The 17,483-nt window shown below is 65.4% G+C and carries 14 protein-coding genes; 3 read left to right on the forward strand and 11 right to left on the reverse strand.

All coding sequences use genetic code 11. The annotated features are described in order from the left end of the window. Positions 1 to 38 precede the first annotated feature (38 nt). The 5 genes from JLZ96_RS08140 to JLZ96_RS08160 all read right to left on the reverse strand — a co-directional run bounded on the left by JLZ96_RS08140 (position 39) and on the right by JLZ96_RS08160 (position 6,892). The gene (locus JLZ96_RS08140) at positions 39 to 1,673 is read right to left on the reverse strand and encodes an ATP-binding cassette domain-containing protein (protein ID WP_201009822.1); all 1,635 of its coding nucleotides are present in this window, start codon (positions 1,671 to 1,673) and stop codon (positions 39 to 41) included. Continuing rightward, complete coding sequence (gene cydD / locus JLZ96_RS08145) at positions 1,666 to 3,366, reverse strand: thiol reductant ABC exporter subunit CydD (protein WP_057473680.1); 1,701 nt, start codon at positions 3,364 to 3,366, stop codon at positions 1,666 to 1,668. The genes JLZ96_RS08140 and cydD overlap by 8 nt, the downstream gene beginning before the upstream one ends. Next, positions 3,363 to 4,400, reverse strand: a complete 1,038-nt coding sequence (gene cydB / locus JLZ96_RS08150; RefSeq protein ID WP_057473679.1) for a cytochrome d ubiquinol oxidase subunit II — start codon at positions 4,398 to 4,400, stop codon at positions 3,363 to 3,365. Before cydB ends, cydD begins: the two co-directional genes overlap by 4 nt. Before the next feature lie 9 nt (positions 4,401 to 4,409). Then, a complete protein-coding gene (locus JLZ96_RS08155) occupies positions 4,410 to 5,894 on the reverse strand; it encodes a cytochrome ubiquinol oxidase subunit I (protein ID WP_032386729.1) in 1,485 nt (494 codons plus the stop codon). 131 nt (positions 5,895 to 6,025) lie between these two features. After that, entirely contained in the window at positions 6,026 to 6,892 is an 867-nt protein-coding gene (locus JLZ96_RS08160; protein WP_057473678.1) for an aminodeoxychorismate lyase, read from the reverse strand. Between the two features lie 45 nt (positions 6,893 to 6,937). On the opposite strand from JLZ96_RS08160, the gene JLZ96_RS08165 reads away from it, so the two are divergent. From JLZ96_RS08165 to JLZ96_RS08175, 3 genes are all read left to right on the forward strand, one after another. After that, positions 6,938 to 8,059, forward strand: a complete 1,122-nt coding sequence (locus JLZ96_RS08165; protein ID WP_032400972.1) for a folate-binding protein YgfZ — start codon at positions 6,938 to 6,940, stop codon at positions 8,057 to 8,059. Continuing rightward, positions 8,056 to 8,694 (forward strand): MOSC domain-containing protein, encoded by a 639-nt coding sequence (locus JLZ96_RS08170; protein ID WP_057473677.1) that lies wholly within the window; start codon positions 8,056 to 8,058, stop codon positions 8,692 to 8,694. Before JLZ96_RS08165 ends, JLZ96_RS08170 begins: the two co-directional genes overlap by 4 nt. A 248-nt stretch (positions 8,695 to 8,942) precedes the next feature. Further along, complete coding sequence (locus tag JLZ96_RS08175; RefSeq protein ID WP_072692062.1) at positions 8,943 to 9,140, forward strand: DUF3073 domain-containing protein; 198 nt, start codon at positions 8,943 to 8,945, stop codon at positions 9,138 to 9,140. A 74-nt stretch (positions 9,141 to 9,214) separates the two neighbouring features. On the opposite strand, the gene purM is transcribed toward JLZ96_RS08175, so the two are convergent. From purM to purF, 6 genes are all read right to left on the reverse strand, one after another. Next, the gene (purM, locus tag JLZ96_RS08180; protein WP_027495851.1) at positions 9,215 to 10,315 is read right to left on the reverse strand and encodes a phosphoribosylformylglycinamidine cyclo-ligase; all 1,101 of its coding nucleotides are present in this window, start codon (positions 10,313 to 10,315) and stop codon (positions 9,215 to 9,217) included. A gap of 111 nt (positions 10,316 to 10,426) precedes the next feature. Beyond that, positions 10,427 to 12,064 (reverse strand): ABC transporter ATP-binding protein, encoded by a 1,638-nt coding sequence (locus JLZ96_RS25150; RefSeq protein WP_094621599.1) that lies wholly within the window; start codon positions 12,062 to 12,064, stop codon positions 10,427 to 10,429. Beyond that, a complete protein-coding gene (locus JLZ96_RS08190) occupies positions 12,061 to 13,029 on the reverse strand; it encodes an ABC transporter permease (RefSeq protein ID WP_032367489.1) in 969 nt (322 codons plus the stop codon). Before JLZ96_RS08190 ends, JLZ96_RS25150 begins: the two co-directional genes overlap by 4 nt. Continuing rightward, positions 13,029 to 14,117, reverse strand: a complete 1,089-nt coding sequence (locus JLZ96_RS08195) for an ABC transporter permease (RefSeq protein ID WP_374758028.1) — start codon at positions 14,115 to 14,117, stop codon at positions 13,029 to 13,031. The genes JLZ96_RS08190 and JLZ96_RS08195 overlap by 1 nt, the downstream gene beginning before the upstream one ends. A gap of 3 nt (positions 14,118 to 14,120) precedes the next feature. Beyond that, entirely contained in the window at positions 14,121 to 15,764 is a 1,644-nt protein-coding gene (locus JLZ96_RS08200; protein ID WP_236254079.1) for an ABC transporter substrate-binding protein, read from the reverse strand. A gap of 139 nt (positions 15,765 to 15,903) precedes the next feature. Continuing rightward, entirely contained in the window at positions 15,904 to 17,466 is a 1,563-nt protein-coding gene (gene purF / locus JLZ96_RS08205; RefSeq protein WP_032367510.1) for an amidophosphoribosyltransferase, read from the reverse strand. Positions 17,467 to 17,483: the final 17 nt, after the last annotated feature.

The raw sequence follows: 17,483 nt of genomic DNA on the forward strand, positions 1-17,483 counted from the left end.
TCAGCGATTGCGGCTAGCTGACAGCCACCTCACGCGTCCTAGAGTTCATCAACTTCAGACCACCTCCTCTCTCGTGTACTCCCAACGTACGCCCGCGATCGGGAGTCGGCAAAGGGTTTTTTCGCAGTCCTGTCTCCGAGGTCGATCACCTGGTCGGCGTCGGTGTTCTCGGGCAATTGGTGAGTGACGACGACCACCGTTCGCTCGGCACCGAACAGCCCGTCGTCGGTGGTGAGCAGCTCGCGCAGAATCCGTTCGCCGGAGATTCTGTCGAGATGTTCGGTCGGCTCGTCCAACAGCACGACGGGCGCGGTGCTCAGCAGTGCGCGTGCGAGAAGGAGTCGACGACGCTCGCCACCCGAGACCGCCTGCGCCCCACCGATCAGTGTCGTGTGAACGCCCTGGGGCAACGCGTCGAGCCACGGTCCGAGACCCACTCGTCGCAATGCCTGCGTTGCCTGGTCTTCGTCCACGTCGCCCCGCACCACTCGCAGGTTCTCCAGAATCGAGGTATCGAACAGGTGCGCGTCTTCGGCGAACAGCGCTGCATCCGAGCCGAATTCGACGGCGAGCGCCCGAAGCATCGTCGTCTTTCCCGATCCACTGGGCCCGATGATTGCGCTCCGCGCATGTGCGCGGAAGTTCGTAGCAGGGGTCGGGCAGGAGTGGAGCCCGCGGAACGACCCGTTCAGGCTGCCACTCACATGGGGCGGCGCCGCATCGAGCATGGTCATGATTCGGGTGGCCGCGATTCGGCCGCGCATCAGTGCGATTGCCGCTGCGGGCAGAGCTGCGGTCGCCTCGAACGCGGCTAGTGGAACCAACACGATGATCGCGAGCGCCATCGGCGTCATGCCGCCCGCCGTGCCTCCGTCCGGGCCGTACAGCCCGATGCCGATCAGCGACGACCCGATCACCGACGCTCCGATCGCCAGTGGCTGTGCGGCATCGGCGAGTGCCGACGGACGCGCCGCGCGATCTCGCGCAACCACCGAGTCGTGTGCTGCGCCCTCGGCTTCGGCGAGTGTCGCGTCCAGACGACGGGCGACTCGCAGTTCCGCTGCATGGTCGAGTGCACGGACCGCTGTCTCGGCGAAGCGCACGTCGGCTTCGGCACCGGCTTCCTCGGCGATCCTCGCCGACCGGGCCGCGAGTATCGGTGCACCCACGCCGGCGATCAGCAATGCCACCGCCAGAATCGATGCGGCGGCAGGTGCGATTCCCGCGAGCAGGCCCACGGCCGCGAGCATCATCAGCACGCTCACACAGATGGGAACGACGGCCCGGATGACGACGTCACCGAGAACGTCCACGTCCGCACCGGTGCGCGCCAGAACGTCACCCCGTCGCAGTGCGACCGCGCCGTTCCCGTTCGCCAATCTCTCGTAGATTCTCGTGCGGGCCGCCGTCGTTCCGCGCAGCGCCACATCATGGGTGGTCAAGCGTTCGAGATACCGAAACACCCCGCGCGAGATACCCAGTGCCCGAACGGCTACGACGGCAACCGAGAGGTCCAGCACCGGTGGCATCTGCCACGCCCGGGTGATCAACCACGCCGACAGCGCCGCCAGGGCGAGTGCACTGCCCAGCGTCGCTACTCCCGCCAACACGGCCAGTACGACTCTGCGCGGAGAAAGCTCGAACAGCGCCAGCGCTCGTCGCAGATCAGACATGCTCGAACTCCCGCTTCGTGGTCGAGTCGCTGCGCACCTCGACGATGCGGTCGGCGGCATGCAGCACCGAACGCCGATGACCGACCATCACCACAGTGACGCCGCGGTCGGCGGAATCTCGAACCGCCTGCAGCACAGTCGCTTCACTCACCGGATCCAGGTGTGCCGTCGGCTCGTCCAACAGCATCACCGGAGCATCGGACACGAAGGTACGTGTCAGTGCGAGACGCTGTAGCTCGCCGAGCGAAAGCCCCACCCCACCCTGCCCGACGCGGGTGTCCCAGCCCTCGGGGTGTTCTCGAAGCACCTCGTCGAATCCGGCTGAGCGGCAGGCGAGTTCCAGTGCAGCCGAGTCGGGGATTCCGTGCAGGGTCACGTTGTCGTAGAGCGTGCCCGGCACCAACACCGGCCGCTGCGGGAGCCAGGCCACCTGCGCCCACCACTGTTCGAGATCGAGTTCGGCGATCGGCACTCCCCCGACGCTCACCGCGCCGGTCGACGGCGGAGTCAGGCCCAGGATCGCGTGCAGCGCAGTCGTTTTACCTGCGCCGTTCGGTCCGGTCAGGACCGTGACGGTGCCTGCCCGGCACAGCGCACTCAGCTCCGCTGGTGCCGCTCCGTCCCGACTCGCAACGCCGAGCCCGTCCAGCTCGATGTCGACCGCTGTCGCGTCGACGGTGCGGCCACCGGTCGGCCGCGCTGTTCGCCGGTCCAACACCCGGAATGCACGATCGGCTGCCTCGACGCCGTCCTCGGCCGCATGAAACTGGGTGCCGACCGCGCGCAGTGGAAAGTACACCTCGGGCGCGAGGACGAGCGCGATGATGCCGGCTTCGAGTGTCATCTCGCCGAACACCAGACGCAGCCCGATGCCGACGGCAACCAGCGCTACACACAGCGTCGCGAGCAACTCGAGCACCATCGACGACAGGAACGCAATCTTCAGTGCGCGCATGGTCGTTCGACGGTGGGCGTCGCCCAGTGCACGAACGCGAGCGGCCGGTCCGTGCTCGCGCCCGAGCGCGCGCAGAGTCGGCAAGCCTGCCAACAGATCGAGCAGTTGCGCAGACAACCTGGTCATCGTGGTGAGCGTGGCGGCCGCCCGGCCCTTGGTCAGCAAGCCGATCAAGATCATGAAGACGGGGATGAGCGGCAGGGTCACGGCGATGATGGCGGCCGACGTCAGATCCTGTGTGAGGATGACGATCAGGACCAACGGGGTGACGATGACGGCCAGCACCAGCGCCGGCAGATAGCCGGTGAGGTACGCCCGTAGTCCGCCGATGGCGCGGGTCACGACGACGGCCAGTTCCTCGCGCTCGGCGTCGAGCTCGCGAGGCTCGAAACGCGTTGCCGTCGTGAGTACTTCGATCTCCAGCTCGGCGACGACCCGCGACGCCGACCGGTGTGCGTAACGAGACTGGGCTCCGGTCGCGAGCACCCGAACCACTGTTGCACCGGCCAGGACGACCAGTTCCGTCGTCCATGCGGACAACGATCTGGCCGACGGGTCGGTGATGACGCCGGCCAGCACGCGTCCGATTGCCAGTGCACTCACGATGATGCACAGGGTGACCACGGTCGACAGCGCGACCGTGACGAGCACGTAGCCGCGGGCGGAGCGCGAGTACTTCCACAGTCGCGGATCGACCGGGCCCTTCGGCCGTGTCCGCGAAGTGGTGGGTGCGGTCACGACTTCACCGACAGCCCGATCGAGTCGGGGATCTGGGCGCTCGAAATACGTTGCCGGAAAACCCAGTACGTCCACGCCTGGTAGCCGAGGACGACGGGTGCCGCGAAGGCTGCAGCCCACGTCATCACCGTCAACGTGTACGGGCTGGACGACGCGTTGGCGATGGTGAGATCGAAGGCGGCGTCGGTGCTGGACGGCATCACGTTGGGGAACAGGGACGCGAACAGCAGCACGACGACGGCGACGATGGCAATGCAGGTGAAGACGAAGGCCCAGCCTTCACGTACCTTCGCCGTCAGCGCGACGACGAGCAGCAGGGCCACTGCTGCCACCGCGACGAGTACCCACGTCCAGGTTTTCCCGTACGCGAGTTGGGTCCACAGCGCGAAGGCTCCACCGACGAGCACTGCCGGAACCGACAGCCACGCTGCCATTTTCACCGAGTTCTCGTGGACGTCGCCGGAGGTCTTGAGCGCGATGAACACGGCACCGTGCAGTGCGAACACCACGGCCATCGTTACTCCGCCGAGTAGTGCGTACGGGTTGAGGAGGTCGAAGAACCCTGCGGTGACCTTCTTGTTCTCGTCGATCGCGACTCCGCGGACGATGTTGGCGAACGCGACGCCCCACAGCACCGCCGGAACCCACGAGCCGATGCCGATGCCGATGTCGCAGCGACGACGCCACACCGGGTCGTCGATCTTGCCGCGCCATTCGATGGCGCAGATGCGCAGGATGAGCGCCACCAGGATCAACAGCAACGGCAGGTAGAAGCCCGAGAACAACGTGGCGTACCACTCGGGAAACGCCGCGAACAGGGCACCGCCTGCAGTGATGAGCCAGACTTCGTTGCCGTCCCAGACCGGGCCGATGGTGTTGAGAACTGCGCGACGACGCTTCTCCCCCGTCACGGGGTCGGGGTGCCTACCCAGAATGGGCATGAGCATGCCGACGCCGAAGTCGAAGCCTTCGAGCACGAAGTAGCCGACGAAGAAGAAAGCGATGATGAAGAACCAGAATTCGGGCAGTGACATTGCTATCCCCTAGTACGCGAACGAGAGCTGCTTGGGCTCATCGTCTTCCGATTCCGGTGGGTCGACGTGCGGATGCGCGTCGTGGTCGAGAGGTCCTTCGATGACGTAGCGCCGAAGCAGGTAGAACCAGACACCTCCGAGAGCGGCGTACAGCAGTGTGAACGTCACCAGCGAGGCGACGACGAGGCCGACGGGATGGTCGGAGACGCCCTGGTCGACGGTGAGCCGGATCTGATCGACTCCCGAGAGGTTGGGCGCGACAACCCATGGCTGACGCCCCATTTCGGTGAAGATCCAGCCGGCACTGTTGGCCAGGAACGGCGTCGGAATGGCCAGCAGCGACAGCCACGAGAACCATTTCTGGTCGGGAATCCGGCCACCTCGGGTGACCCACAGTCCCGCGACAGCGAGCAGGGCGGAGCCTGCGGCCAGACCGATCATCATCCGGAACGCCCAGTAGGTGACGAACAGGTTGGGCTTGTAGTTGCCCGGTCCGAACTGCTGCTCGTACTGATCCTGTAGTTGGTTGACGCCCTGCACGGTGGCACCGAAGTCGTTCTCCGCCAGGAACGACGTGAGACCGGGGATCGCGATGAGGTGCACCACGGATTCGCAGTTGTTGTGGGTACCCACGGTCAGGAGCGAGAAGCTGGCTCCGGTTTCGGTGTCGCACAACGATTCTGCGGAGGCCATCTTCATCGGCTGCTGCTCGAACATGAGCTTGCCCTGAATGTCTCCGGTGATGGCGAGCGCCCCACCCGCAACGATCATGACGATGAACGACATGCGCGCTGCCGATCGGAACATCTGGCGCGAGTCGGTGGCCGGGACCGCAGCTATCTCGATCTCGGCCTTCTTCTTGCGCGCCTCGCGGACCATCCACCATCCGGAGATGCCAGCGACGAAGGTTGCGGCGGTGAGGAATGCACCTGCTACCGCGTGCGGGAAGGCCGCCAGCGCAGTGTTGTTGGTGAGCAGGGCCCAGATATCGGTCAGCTCGGCGCGGCCGGTTTCTTCGTTGTAGATCGCGCCGACGGGATGCTGCATCCAGGAGTTGGCTGCGATGATGAAGAAGGCCGAGGCGTTGACGCCGATGGCGACGAGCCAAATGGTAGCCAGGTGAACGAGTTTGGGTAGTCTGCTCCATCCGAAGATCCACAGACCGAGGAACGTGGACTCGAGGAAGAACGCGACCAGCCCTTCGAGTGCGAGGGGTGCACCGAACACGTCACCGACGAATCGTGAGTATTCGCTCCAGTTCATTCCGAACTGGAACTCCTGCACGATTCCCGTTGCGACGCCGAGTGCGAAGTTGATGAGGAACAGCTTGCCGAAGAACTTGGTCAGTCGATACCAGGAATCCTTGCCGGTGATCACCCACATGGTCTGCATGGCCGCCACCATCGGCGCGAGGCCGATGGTGAGGGGTACGAGAATGAAGTGATAAACGGTGGTGATACCGAACTGCCACCGCGAGACATCCAACGCGTCCATCGATACTCCGAACTCTTCCACCCGAGCTGTGACGGGCAACACCGCAGGTCAGGGCATTGGCCCGCGACTGATTCGAATGTACTACTACGAGTAGTAGTAGGGAAGAGTCTTTCGACAGGGCCATTGGGCCCTCAGAGAATCCGGACGGTCTCCACCGCGAGATCGACCATCTCGGGCACCTCGTCCGCGCGGCTGGGCCGACCCAGAACGACGCCGTTCATCGATGTCACCCGCGCCGCGAGCGTGACGCTCGAAACCAGCCAAACACCGTCCGCTGCAATGAGATCCGCTGGATACAGATGTCCGTGCTCGCACGTCCAGCCGGCCGCCTCGGCCACCGAGAACAGGGCGGCAACAGTGGTGCCCGCCAGGATGCCCTGCTCGACCGACGGTGTGACGAGAGTCTTACCGCGCGCCACCACCACCGTCGACCGGGGTCCCTCCAGCACTCTGCCCTCACTGCTGAGGTAGATCACGTCGTCCACGCCCTGGCGGGCGGCGTGGCGCAGCGCGGCCATGTTGGTCGCGTACGACAACGTCTTCGCGCCTGCCAGCTGCCACGGCGCACCGGCGGAGAAGTCCACCGAGTAGCCCCGATCGAGCGTCATCACCGACACCCCGTTCTCCCGGGCGTTGCGCACTCGACCCGGCAGTGGCCCCAGCGTCACGAACGCCGTCGGATCGCCGCCGCCCTCACGACCACGGCTCAGCACCAACCGCAGAACGCCCTCGTCCGTGGAGTTCTCCGTCCACAGGCCGACCGACTGCTCGATCACTGCGCGCCAGGCATCCGGATCGGGGACGGGAAGATCCAGGGCCGCCGCCGACACGGCCAGACGCGCCAGGTGCAGCTCGACGCCGCAGGCCGAGCCGTCACGCACCAGCAGCGTCTCGAACGCGCCGTCACCACGCACGGCAGCCAGATCGTCGGCGAACAGCAACGGCCGATCCGCGTCGTGCACTCGGCCGTCCAACGTCACCACTACCGACTCCGACATGCCGCCACCCTAAAGGCTGTGGCCGGGTGCTCCTACTATGGAGTGGTGTCCGATCCTGTGACGATCACCCCGAGTCCTCTTCTCACTCTCCCCGGCGCAGTGCCCTCTCCCGACGACAGCGTCGATGCCGGCGTCGCCTGGCACTACGGCAATCCGTTCGGCGAACAACGCAGTGCCGTCAGCGCAGCCGCCGTCATCGATCGATCCCACCGATTCGTGCTTGCCATCAGCGGCGACGAGCGCTCGAGCTGGCTGAACACGATCTCGAGCCAACTCGTGTCGGATCTGCCCGACGGCAGCTCGGCCGAAAACCTGAGCCTGGACGTCAACGGCCGCATCGAGCATCACTTCGTTCAGACCGATCTGGGCGGGGTCACCTACATCGACACCGAACGTGCACAGGGACCGGATCTGCTGTCGTTCCTGAAGAAGATGGTCTTCTGGGCCAAGGCCGAACCCAGAGAGGCCGACGAACTCGTCGTTCTCTCCGTCCTCGGATCCGACGCGGCGTCGATCCTCGACAAGGCAGGCCTCCCCGTTCCGAGCGAGATCTACGGCGCGTCGGCAGTGGACGGCGGCGGCTTCGTCCGGCGGATGCCCTGGCCGGGTCCGAACTCGTACGACGTCGTCGTCCCCCGAGCAGGCCTGAGCGACTGGTTCCTTCGCCTCCGTGACGCCGGTGCTGCCCCGGCCGGAACGTGGGCGTACGAGGCGTTGCGGGTGGAATCGGTGCGACCGCGGGTGGGCGTGGACACCGACGAGAAGACCATTCCGCACGAGGTCCGATGGATCGGCAGTGCAGCCGAGTTCGGCGCGGTTCATCTGGAGAAGGGCTGCTATCGCGGGCAGGAGACCGTCTCGCGGGTGCACAACCTCGGTCGACCGCCGCGTCACCTGGTACTCCTGCATCTCGACGGTTCCGCCGACGGACGGCCCGTGACCGGCGACCCCGTCACCGCCGGTGGCCGCGCGGTGGGGCGTCTGGGGACCGTTGTCGACCACTTCGAGCTCGGGCCCGTTGCCCTCGCGCTGGTCAAGAGAACGATTCCGGTGGACACCGCCCTGGAGGCGGGTCCGTGTGCGGCGTCGATCGACCCCGATTCCATCCCCTCGTACGACGACGTGCAGGCCGGCCGCGCGGCCGTCGATCGCCTTCGCGGCCGGTGACCGGGACCGTCTCGGCGGTCTGCGTGGTGCATGCCGACGTCCCGTTCGGGCGGCGCGGCGTCGTCGACAGCGGCATCGACAAGCGCCCCGTGCACGGCCCGGTGGATGTGCACGAGCTCGGCATCGGCGGGGACCACTGTTCCGACACCAAGTTCCACGGTGGTCTCGATCAAGCCGTGTACGCCTACGACGAGGCAGAGGCCCGGTACTGGGCCGATCAGCTGGGTGCGCCCGTCGAGCCAGGACGGTTCGGCGAGAATCTGCGGACCAGCGGCGTCCCGGTGACCGACGCGGTGATCGGGACGCGGTGGCGCATCGGCACGGTGACACTGGAGGCAACCATCGCACGCAAGCCCTGCGGCACGTTCGCGCGGTGGATGGGCGAGCCGGGGTGGGTTCGCCGATTCACTGCCCGGGGAGATGTGGGCGCTTACTTCCGAGTGCTCGAGCCCGGGGTCTTCGCCGCCGGTGATTCGGTGACGGTCGAATCGGTTCCACGGCACGCGGTGACGGTGCGGATGCTCTTCGAGGGGCGGGACGCCGCGGCGATGCAGACTCTTCTGGACGAGCCCGGATTGGCACCGAAGGTGTACCGCGACGCGGCGGCGGCGCTGAAATCGTCGCGGAGGCCATGACGCGCAGCACTACTGTTTTCGTGTCGTAGCGCGAAGATAGTTCGCCTGAGCACGGATATGCGCAGGTACAGGCAGCGCGGACCCCTGCCCCGGGCGTGTCGCGCCGCCGGGCCCGGCATCGACACGTGGTGCCGTATGCGCATCGCGGCGATTCGCGCGCTAGAGTGTGTGCCAGGAAGAAATACCAACTCTAACGGGGCCGCCAAATTTCCCCAGGCCGCCCCGCAAGTCCGCGAGGGGGCACCGCCATGGGCCGAGGCAGGGCTAAGGCAAAGCAGACAAAGGTCGCTCGTGAGCTCAAGTACAGCTCGCCGACAACGGACTTGGAGAGTCTGCAAAGAGAGCTCTCCGGTGGTTCGTCCAACTCCCATCGTGGCGGCATCCACTCTGACTCGGATGTGCATTCCCGAGTCGAGGAAGACGAGTACGAGGACTGGCGACGCTAGAAACTGTGCATTGAACGACTGAGGGGGAGCCGCACCGCGGCTCCCCCTCACTTGTTCGTCGTGTGACCGGCCGGTCAGAACCTCGGGTGGTTACCCAGCAGCAGCGCGCGCTCGTCGGCGACGTCCTTGCCCGCAGCCTTCTTGACCGTGCCGAGCGTCCAGCAGTCGATGTGCCGTGCAGTCAGTACTGCCAGAGCACGATCGACGTCCTCGGGGGCGACGATCGCGACCATGCCGACACCCATGTTGAACGTCTGCTCCATCTCGGCCCGCTCGACGCGTCCGCGCTGCGCGATGAGGGAAAAGATCGGGGCCGGGCTCCACGTGGTCCGATCGAGTTCGGCCACGAGACCCTCGGGCATGACGCGCGAGAGGTTGTTGGCGAGTCCGCCGCCCGTCACGTGGCAGAACGTGCGCACGTCGGTCTCGGCCGCGAGTGCGAGGCAGTCCTTGGCGTAGATCTTCGTCGGCTCGAGCAGTTCCTCGCCGAGTGTGCGGCCGAACTCCTCGACGTGTCCGCCGAGATCCATGTGGTTGATCTCGAGCAGCACCTTGCGAGCGAGCGAGTAGCCGTTGGAATGCAGACCGGACGATCCCATGCCGATGACGACGTCGCCGGGACGCACGCGCTCGGGTCCGAGGATCGAGTCCGCCTCCACGACGCCGATGCCGGTGGCAGAAAGGTCGTAGTCACCGTCGGCCATCAGCCCCGGGTGTTCGGCCGTCTCGCCGCCGAGCAAGGCACAACCGGCGATGATGCAGCCCTCGGCGATGCCCTTGACCAGTTCCGCGACCTGCTCGGGAACGACACGGCCGACGGCGATGTAGTCCTGCAGGAACAGCGGCTCGGCTCCGCACACGACCAGATCGTCGACGACCATGGCCACGAGGTCGAGACCCAGGGTGTCGTGCTTGCCGAGGGCCTGGGCGACGGCGACCTTCGTGCCGACTCCGTCGGTCGAGGCAGCCAGGACCGGCTCGCGGTAGTCGCCCTTGAGCGCGAACAGACCGGCGAAACCACCGAGACCGCCCATGACCTCGGGCCTGCTGGCCTTCTTGGCGAGTGGCGCGAACAGTTGAACTGCTCGGTCTCCTGCGGCGATATCGACCCCGGCCGCCGCGTAGGAGGCACCGCCCGAGTGAGTTGCGCTCGTGGGTTGGGATTCCTCGGTCATTCGGCTCCAGCCTGTGTACTCGTTCATGTCAGCGCCCCCAAGCACGCGAACCGTGCGTAGCGGCGCAGATAGCGCCCTAACGGTACCGGAGTGCCCGCTGGCGGGAAGAATTTACGTGCGCAGCCGCTTGCCCGGGATGGCGGCCAACAGCTTCTTCGTGTACTCCTCCTCCGGCGAGCGCAGAATCTTCCACGGCGTGCCCTGCTCGACGACCTGGCCGCCCCGCAGCACCACCACCCGATGTGCGACGCGATCGACCACCGCCAGATCGTGGCTGATGAACAGGCAGGCGAAACCGAACTCCCGCTGCAGCGCCTCGAACAGGTCGAGCACGGCCGCCTGGACCGAGACGTCGAGTGCACTGGTCGGCTCGTCCGCGACCACCAGATCCGGTCCCAGCACCAGTGCCCGCGCCAGGCTGACGCGTTGCCGTTGCCCACCGGACAGCTCGTGCGGGTAACGCTTGTCGGTGCCGGACGGTAGTTGCACGGCGTCGAGCAGCTCGGTGGTCCTGGCCGCGATCGCATCCTTGGAGCCGTACTTGTGCACGATCATCGGCTCGGCGATGCACTGTCCGACGGTGAGCCGCGGGTTCAGCGACGCCGACGGGTCTTGGAAGACGAAGCCGAATCGCTTGCGCAAGGGCTTGAGCTTGCGCTCGCTCACGCCGGCGATGTTCTGTCCCATCACCGTCACGCTGCCGCTGGTCGGCTTCTGGAGCGCTGCAACGCACCTGCCGATCGTCGACTTACCCGAGCCCGATTCGCCCACCAGACCGAGGGTTTCGCCGCGGTGGATGGTCAGCGAGACGTCGTCGACCGCTCGGAATGCCGAGGAGCCGACCCCACCGGAGAACTGCACCACCAGCTGCGAGACCTCGAGTACCGGCTCGCCCGACGTGTCGACGGTCTTGTCCGACTCCACTGCAGCAAGGGTCGGCACCGCGGCCAGCAGCTTTTTGGTGTACTCGTCTTCGGGGGCGTCGAACAGCTGTGCCACCGGCGCTTCCTCGACGACTCGGCCGTTCTGCATGACGACGACGCGGTCCGCCAGATCGGACACGACGCCCATGCTGTGGGTGATCAGCACGATGGCGCAGCCCAACCGATCCTTGAGATCGCGGAGCAGTTCGAGGATCTCGGCCTGCACAGTGACGTCGAGGGCGGTGGTCGGCTCGTCGGCGATGATGACTTTCGCCTCACACGAGATGGCGATCGCGATCATGACGCGTTGCTTCTGGCCACCGGAGAGCTCGTGTGGGTAGTACGAGAAGCGCTGCTCGGGATTGGGCAGACCCACCATCGTCAGCAACTCGACGGCCCGGGCCTTGGCATCCTTTGCCGACATCCGTCTACCGTCGTCAGGAGTGTGGGCCCGGAGTGCTTCGACGATCTGATACCCGATGGTGAACAGCGGATCGAGAGCGCTGCCCGGCTCCTGGAACACCATCGAAATCTTGTTGCCGCGCAACTGCGCCCACGCCTTGTTGCTCAGCGTGGTGACGTCCTGCCCGCCGAGAACCACGTGTCCTTCGACCCGCGCGGTATCGGGCAGCAACCCGATGGCGGAGCGGACACTGACGGACTTACCCGACCCCGACTCCCCCACCACAGCGAGAACTTCACCGGGAAAGACCTCGAACGAGACCTCGGTGACGGCATCGACTTCGCCGGCATCGGTGACGAACGAAACGGACAACGACTGCACCGACAATGCGAACTCGCGTTCAGTCACGACACTCGATGTCATACCTTCACCGCCTTCTTGAACTTCTTGCGGGTCCGCAGCAGCGGATTGAGTGTCTCGCTTGCACTTTCACCGACCATGGTCAGACCGAGGACTACCAGCACGATGCCCAGGCCCGGGAACACCGACGTCCACCAGATGCCGTTGGAGATGTCCGGTAGGGCCTTGTTGATGTCGTATCCCCACTCCGAGGCGGAGGTCGGCTCGATCCCGAACCCGAGGAAGCCGAGCCCGGCGAGGGTGAGGATGGCCTCGGCTCCGTTGAGCGTGATGATGACCGGCAGTGTCTGCACCACGTTGGCGAGTATGTGCCGGAACAGAATTCGCGGTGTACCGGCTCCGGTCACCCGCGCGGCGTCGACGTACGGTTCGGTCTTGACGGCGACCGTCGCGTTGCGGACCACCCGGAAGTACTGGGGCACGAAGATCGCCGTGATGGCGATGGCCGCGGAGGCGATACCGCCGAAACTCGACGACTGACCGCCTGCCACGACGATCGAGATGACCACGGCGAGAAGCAGAGACGGGAATGCGTACATCGCGTCCATGAACAGCACGAGCACCCGGTCGAACCAGCGGCCGATGTAGCCCGAGGCCAGACCGAGGGGAACGCCGATGATCAGGGACAGCACCAGCGACGAGGCGATGACCATCAATGCGGTTCTGGCACCGTAGATCACCCGCGAGAACACGTCCTCACCGCGAACCGAGGTACCGAACCAGTGATCCGCGGACGGCGCGGCTTGGCGGGCGAAATCCGCACCGGCGTCACTGGTCTGCGAGAAACCGTACGGCGCGAGAATCGGCGCGAACAGCGCCGCGATCACGAACCCCACCATCAGCGCCAACCCGACGATGAGCGTGACCCGCTGCAATCCCGAGGTGGACTTCACGAACGCGACGCCGGGGAACCCTCTGCGGTGCGGACGGGTGGGAGGAACGTCGGACAGCACGACTTCGGTGCTCATCAGAACCTCACTCTCGGGTCGATGAGGGCGACGATCGCGTCGGTGACGAAGCTGACGACGGCGACCACCACGGCCAGGAACGTCACGATGCCTTGCACGGCAACGAAATCGCGGGCCTGCAGATAACGGGCGAGTTCGTAGCCCAGTCCTTGCCACTCGAAGGTCGTCTCGGTGAGTACGGCACCGCCGAGGAGGACGGCGATCTGCAGTCCGATGACGGTGACGATGGGAATCATGGCGTTGCGGAACGCATGTCGCCTCGTCACCGTGCCCTCGCTCAACCCGCGTGCGCGGGCGGCGTCGACGAACGGCGCCTGCAACATCTGAATCAGGTTGACTCGCACCAATCGCAGGAACACACCGGCCGTCAGCAGGCCGAGCGCAAGAGCGGGCAGAACCGCGTGCTCGAGCACGTCGACGGTGTAACCGGTGTCGCCGTACAGGAACGAGTCGATGATCAGAATGTTCGTCTTCGGGGAGACGTTCTGCAGTGCCAGTTCAACATTGGTACTGGCCCGCCCGGCGACCGGCAGCCAGCCGAGCTTGACGGCGAACAGCAGCTTGAGCAGCATGCCGACGAAGAATACCGGGGCCGCGTACGCCAGGATCGCGAAGATTCGCAGCGACGCATCACCGAACCGGTCGCGATGGGTGGCGGCGTAGAACCCGAGCGGGATGCCGACCGCGAACGCGACGAGCAGCGCCCAGAACGCCAATTCCAGTGTGGCAGCACCGTTGACGAGCAGGACGTCACTGATCGCGCGATTGTCGGTGGCGGAGCGGCCGAAGTCGCCGCGCAACAATCCGGTGAGGTACTCCCAGTACTGCGTCAGGATCGGCCGGTCGTATCCGGCCTCGGCCTTGCGCTGGGCGATCTGTTCGGCGGGTAGTCGACCGCCGAGGGCGGCGGTGATCGGGTCACCGATCACACGCATGAGAAAGAAGACGACGGTGACGAGAATCCAGGCAGTCGGGATGATCAACAGAAACCTGATCCCGAGATAGCGGGCGAGCGCGCCGTATCGTGACGGCGCGCTCGCCTGCTGCGCTTTCTTCTCCCCTACCGGCGTCTGTGCGGTAGCGGGCACCGGTCAGCTCTTGGCGAGAGTGACGAAGCGGAACTTGAACGAGGCGTCGAGGGTCTCGTCCACACCGCTGATCTCATCGGTGGCGACGGCGATCTGCTTGCCCTCCAACAGCGGAAGGGTCGGCAGGTAGTTGGTCGCGAGCTCGGTCTGAATCTGTCCGATGATCTGCATCCGTGCGTTCTCGTCGGCCGTCGTGCGCTCGAGGTCGAGCAGTGACGTGATCTCCGGGTTCTCGAAATGCGACTGGAGGAAGTTGTCCGGCCCGAAGAACGGCGTCAGGTAGTTGTCTGCATCGGGGTAGTCCGGGAACCAGCCGAGCTGGTAGACCGGGTACGCGTCGGCGACGCGTTCCTTGGTGTAGGTGCTCCACTCGGTGGACTGCAGGTTCACATTGAACAAGCCCGTCGCGTCGAGCTGACTCTTGATCGCGGCGTACTCCTCGCTCGAGCTCGAGCCGTAGTGATCCGGGTTGTACTGCAGGTTGAGCTGGATCGGAGTGGCCACGCCTGCGGCCGAGAGGAACCCGGCAGCCTCGTCTTTGTTGGGGGTCTCACCGTAGACGTCGGAGAAGGCCTTGTTGGAACCTTCCAGACCGGTCGGCACCACGGAGTACAGCGGGGTGTAGGTGCCCTTGTAGACGCCGTCGGAGAGCGCCTGGCGATCGACCGAGGCAGCAATCGCCTTGCGTACGGCCAACTTCTGGTCGGGGGTGTTGCCGGGCATCGTGTTCATGTTGAAGACCATGTAGCGGGACTCGCCGCCGGGACCCTCGTGCACCGTCAGGCCGTCGACGGCTCCCAGCGATTCGACGTCGGTCGGGGTGAGGGAGCGCCATGCCACATCGATGGCCTTGTTCTGCACATCGAGCTTGAGGTTGTCGGAGCTGGTGTAGTACTTCACGTTGACCGACGACGTCTTCGGGGTGCCGAGAATGCCGTTGTAGTCCCCGTTGGCCACGAAGCTGACGAGTGAGTTCTTGCCATAGCTGGAGATGGAGTACGGGCCGGCGAACGGCTTGCCCGCAACCACTGCGTCGTCGTCGAGCACCTTGTCGGCCGGGAACACCGTCTGGTCGACGATCGGGCCCGCGGGTGTCGCGAGGATCTGCGGGAACGTCTGATCGTTGGCCGCTTTGAGGGTGAACTCGACGGTCTTCTCGTCCGGTGTCGCGATGCTGTCGAGATTGGTCAGCAGCGACGCCGGCCCATTCGGATCGTTGATCGCGACGATGCGGTCGAACGAGAACTTGACGCTCTCGCTCGTCAGCGGATTGCCGTTGGCGAACTTCAGGTCGTCCTTGAGCGTGCACTTGTAGACGGTCGGCTCCGCGAAATCGCAGCTCTCGGCCGCATCGGGCTCGAGCTCGGAGCTACCGGGAGCGAAGTTCATCAGGAACGGATACGTCTGGTTCATCACCATGAACGATCCGTTGTCGTACGAGCCGGCCGGGTCGAGCGAGGTGACCTGGTCCGTGGTGCCGACCGTGATGGTCTCACCGCCGCCGCCGTCGCCGGATCCACCGGCGTCGGTGCGTCCCGAGCCGCACGCTGCGGCGGTCAGTGCAAGTACCGACAGTGCGGCCACTGCGGCGGTCTTCTTGCCGTGCTTACGCACAGCCGTTCGTGATGCGGCGCTGTAGCGCTGCATGCGTCCGTCGTCGGGCGACAGGGTCATCTGAGCCTCTATCCAATCGGTGTGTCCTATGTAACTCGGGACAGTACCGATGGACTGTTTCCAATATGTGGCATTGAGAAAACCCTGCTGTTCCCTAACGGAAAAGACCAGGTCAAGGACGGCTGAGAGCGCTCACATTCGCGTCGTTGTCCACCGGTTGCCCAGCGGCCGACGCCAGCAGACCCTCGAGCACGTGCTTGCCGAGTGCATTGTCCGCGGGCAGATCGATGGGGTACTTCCCGGTGAAACATGCTGCACACAAGCGCGATTCGGGCTGCTCCGACGCCGCGATCATGCCGTCGATGGAGATGTAGCCCAGCGAGTCGGCACCGATGGCCTGCCGGACGCCTTCGAGGATTCCGTCCTCGGAATCGACGCCGTTGGCGATCAGCTCTGCGGGAGAAGCGAAGTCGATGCCGTAGAAGCAGGGCCACCGCACCGGCGGGGACGCGATACGGACGTGGATCTCGAGGGCACCGGCCTCGCGCAGCATCCTGATCAGCGCCCGCTGCGTGTTGCCGCGAACGATCGAATCATCCACCACCACGAGCCTTTTGCCGCGAATGACCTCTTTGAGAGGGTTGAGCTTGAGCCGGATACCGAGCTGCCGAATGGTCTGCGACGGTTGAATGAACGTGCGGCCCACGTACGCGTTCTTCATGAGCCCCTGGCCGTACGGGATTCCCGAGCCCTGGGCGAAGCCCACGGCTGCCGGAGTTCCGCTCTCGGGCACCGGGATGACCAGATCACCCTCGGCCGGATGCTCCTTGGCGAGGCGACGTCCGATTTCCACCCGTGTCGAGTGCACCGAGCGACCGCCGATGACGCTGTCGGGCCGTGCGAGATAGACGTACTCGAACACGCAGCCCTTGGGCTCGGGGGCAGCGAAACGCGAGGACCGAACGCCGTCGGCGTCGATCGCCAACAGTTCGCCGGGCTCGATGTCGCGGACGAACGCCGCACCGACGATGTCGAGTGCTGCGGTCTCGCTGGCGACGACCCAGCCGCGATCGAGGCGACCGAGGCACAGAGGCCGAACGCCGTGCGGATCACGCGCGGCGTAGAGGGTGTGCTCGTCCATGAAGGTCAGGCAGAACGCGCCTTTGAGCAGCGGCAGCAATTCCATGGCCGCCTGCTCGATGGTGCAGTCGGCCGCCTTGTGCGCCAGCAGTGCCGTCACGACATCGGAATCCGACGTCCCGTTGCCCTGCAATCGATCGCTGATCAGGCCCGCATCGCGAGCCTTGGTGGCGAGTTCTGCGAAGTTCACCAGATTGCCGTTGTGCCCGAGCGCAATACCGGTACCGGCAGTGGTGGTACGGAAGATCGGCTGCGCGTTCTCCCACGTCACCGAACCACTCGTGGAGTAACGGCAATGACCGATGGCGACGTGCCCGGGCATCGCGCCGAGCGTCTGCTCGTCGAACACCTGACTGACCAGGCCGAGATCCTTGAACACGAGCACCTGGGAGCCGTCGGACACCGCGATGCCTGCGGCTTCCTGCCCACGGTGCTGCAGTGCGTAGAGGCCGTAGTACGAGAGCTTGGCCACGTCCTCGCCCGGTGCCCACACTCCGAACACTCCACACTCTTCGCGCGGCTCGTTCTCCGGCTCGTCGATGGGTTTGCCTACCAGAAGATTCGGACTGTCGACCGACAAATCGGCGTTGGTCACGGGCATTGCTCCCTAGG

Source organism: Rhodococcus sp. NKCM2511 (assembly GCF_014905595.1).
GTDB lineage: Bacteria > Actinomycetota > Actinomycetes > Mycobacteriales > Mycobacteriaceae > Rhodococcoides > Rhodococcoides fascians.

What these genes read in the sequence shown, in the direction of transcription:
- JLZ96_RS08140 (WP_201009822.1), bottom strand. Translation starts at nt 1,673, where the DNA reads ATGTCTGATCTGCGACGAGCGCTGGCGCTGTTCGAGCTTTCTCCGCGC.
- cydB (WP_057473679.1), bottom strand. Translation starts at nt 4,400, where the DNA reads ATGTCACTGCCCGAATTCTGGTTCTTCATCATCGCTTTCTTCTTCGTC.
- JLZ96_RS08155 (WP_032386729.1), bottom strand. Translation starts at nt 5,894, where the DNA reads ATGGACGCGTTGGATGTCTCGCGGTGGCAGTTCGGTATCACCACCGTT.
- JLZ96_RS08160 (WP_057473678.1), bottom strand. Translation starts at nt 6,892, where the DNA reads ATGTCGGAGTCGGTAGTGGTGACGTTGGACGGCCGAGTGCACGACGCG.
- JLZ96_RS08175 (WP_072692062.1), top strand. Translation starts at nt 8,943, where the DNA reads ATGGGCCGAGGCAGGGCTAAGGCAAAGCAGACAAAGGTCGCTCGTGAG.
- purM (WP_027495851.1), bottom strand. Translation starts at nt 10,315, where the DNA reads ATGACCGAGGAATCCCAACCCACGAGCGCAACTCACTCGGGCGGTGCC.
- JLZ96_RS25150 (WP_094621599.1), bottom strand. Translation starts at nt 12,064, where the DNA reads ATGACATCGAGTGTCGTGACTGAACGCGAGTTCGCATTGTCGGTGCAG.
- JLZ96_RS08190 (WP_032367489.1), bottom strand. Translation starts at nt 13,029, where the DNA reads ATGAGCACCGAAGTCGTGCTGTCCGACGTTCCTCCCACCCGTCCGCAC.
- JLZ96_RS08200 (WP_236254079.1), bottom strand. Translation starts at nt 15,764, where the DNA reads ATGCAGCGCTACAGCGCCGCATCACGAACGGCTGTGCGTAAGCACGGC.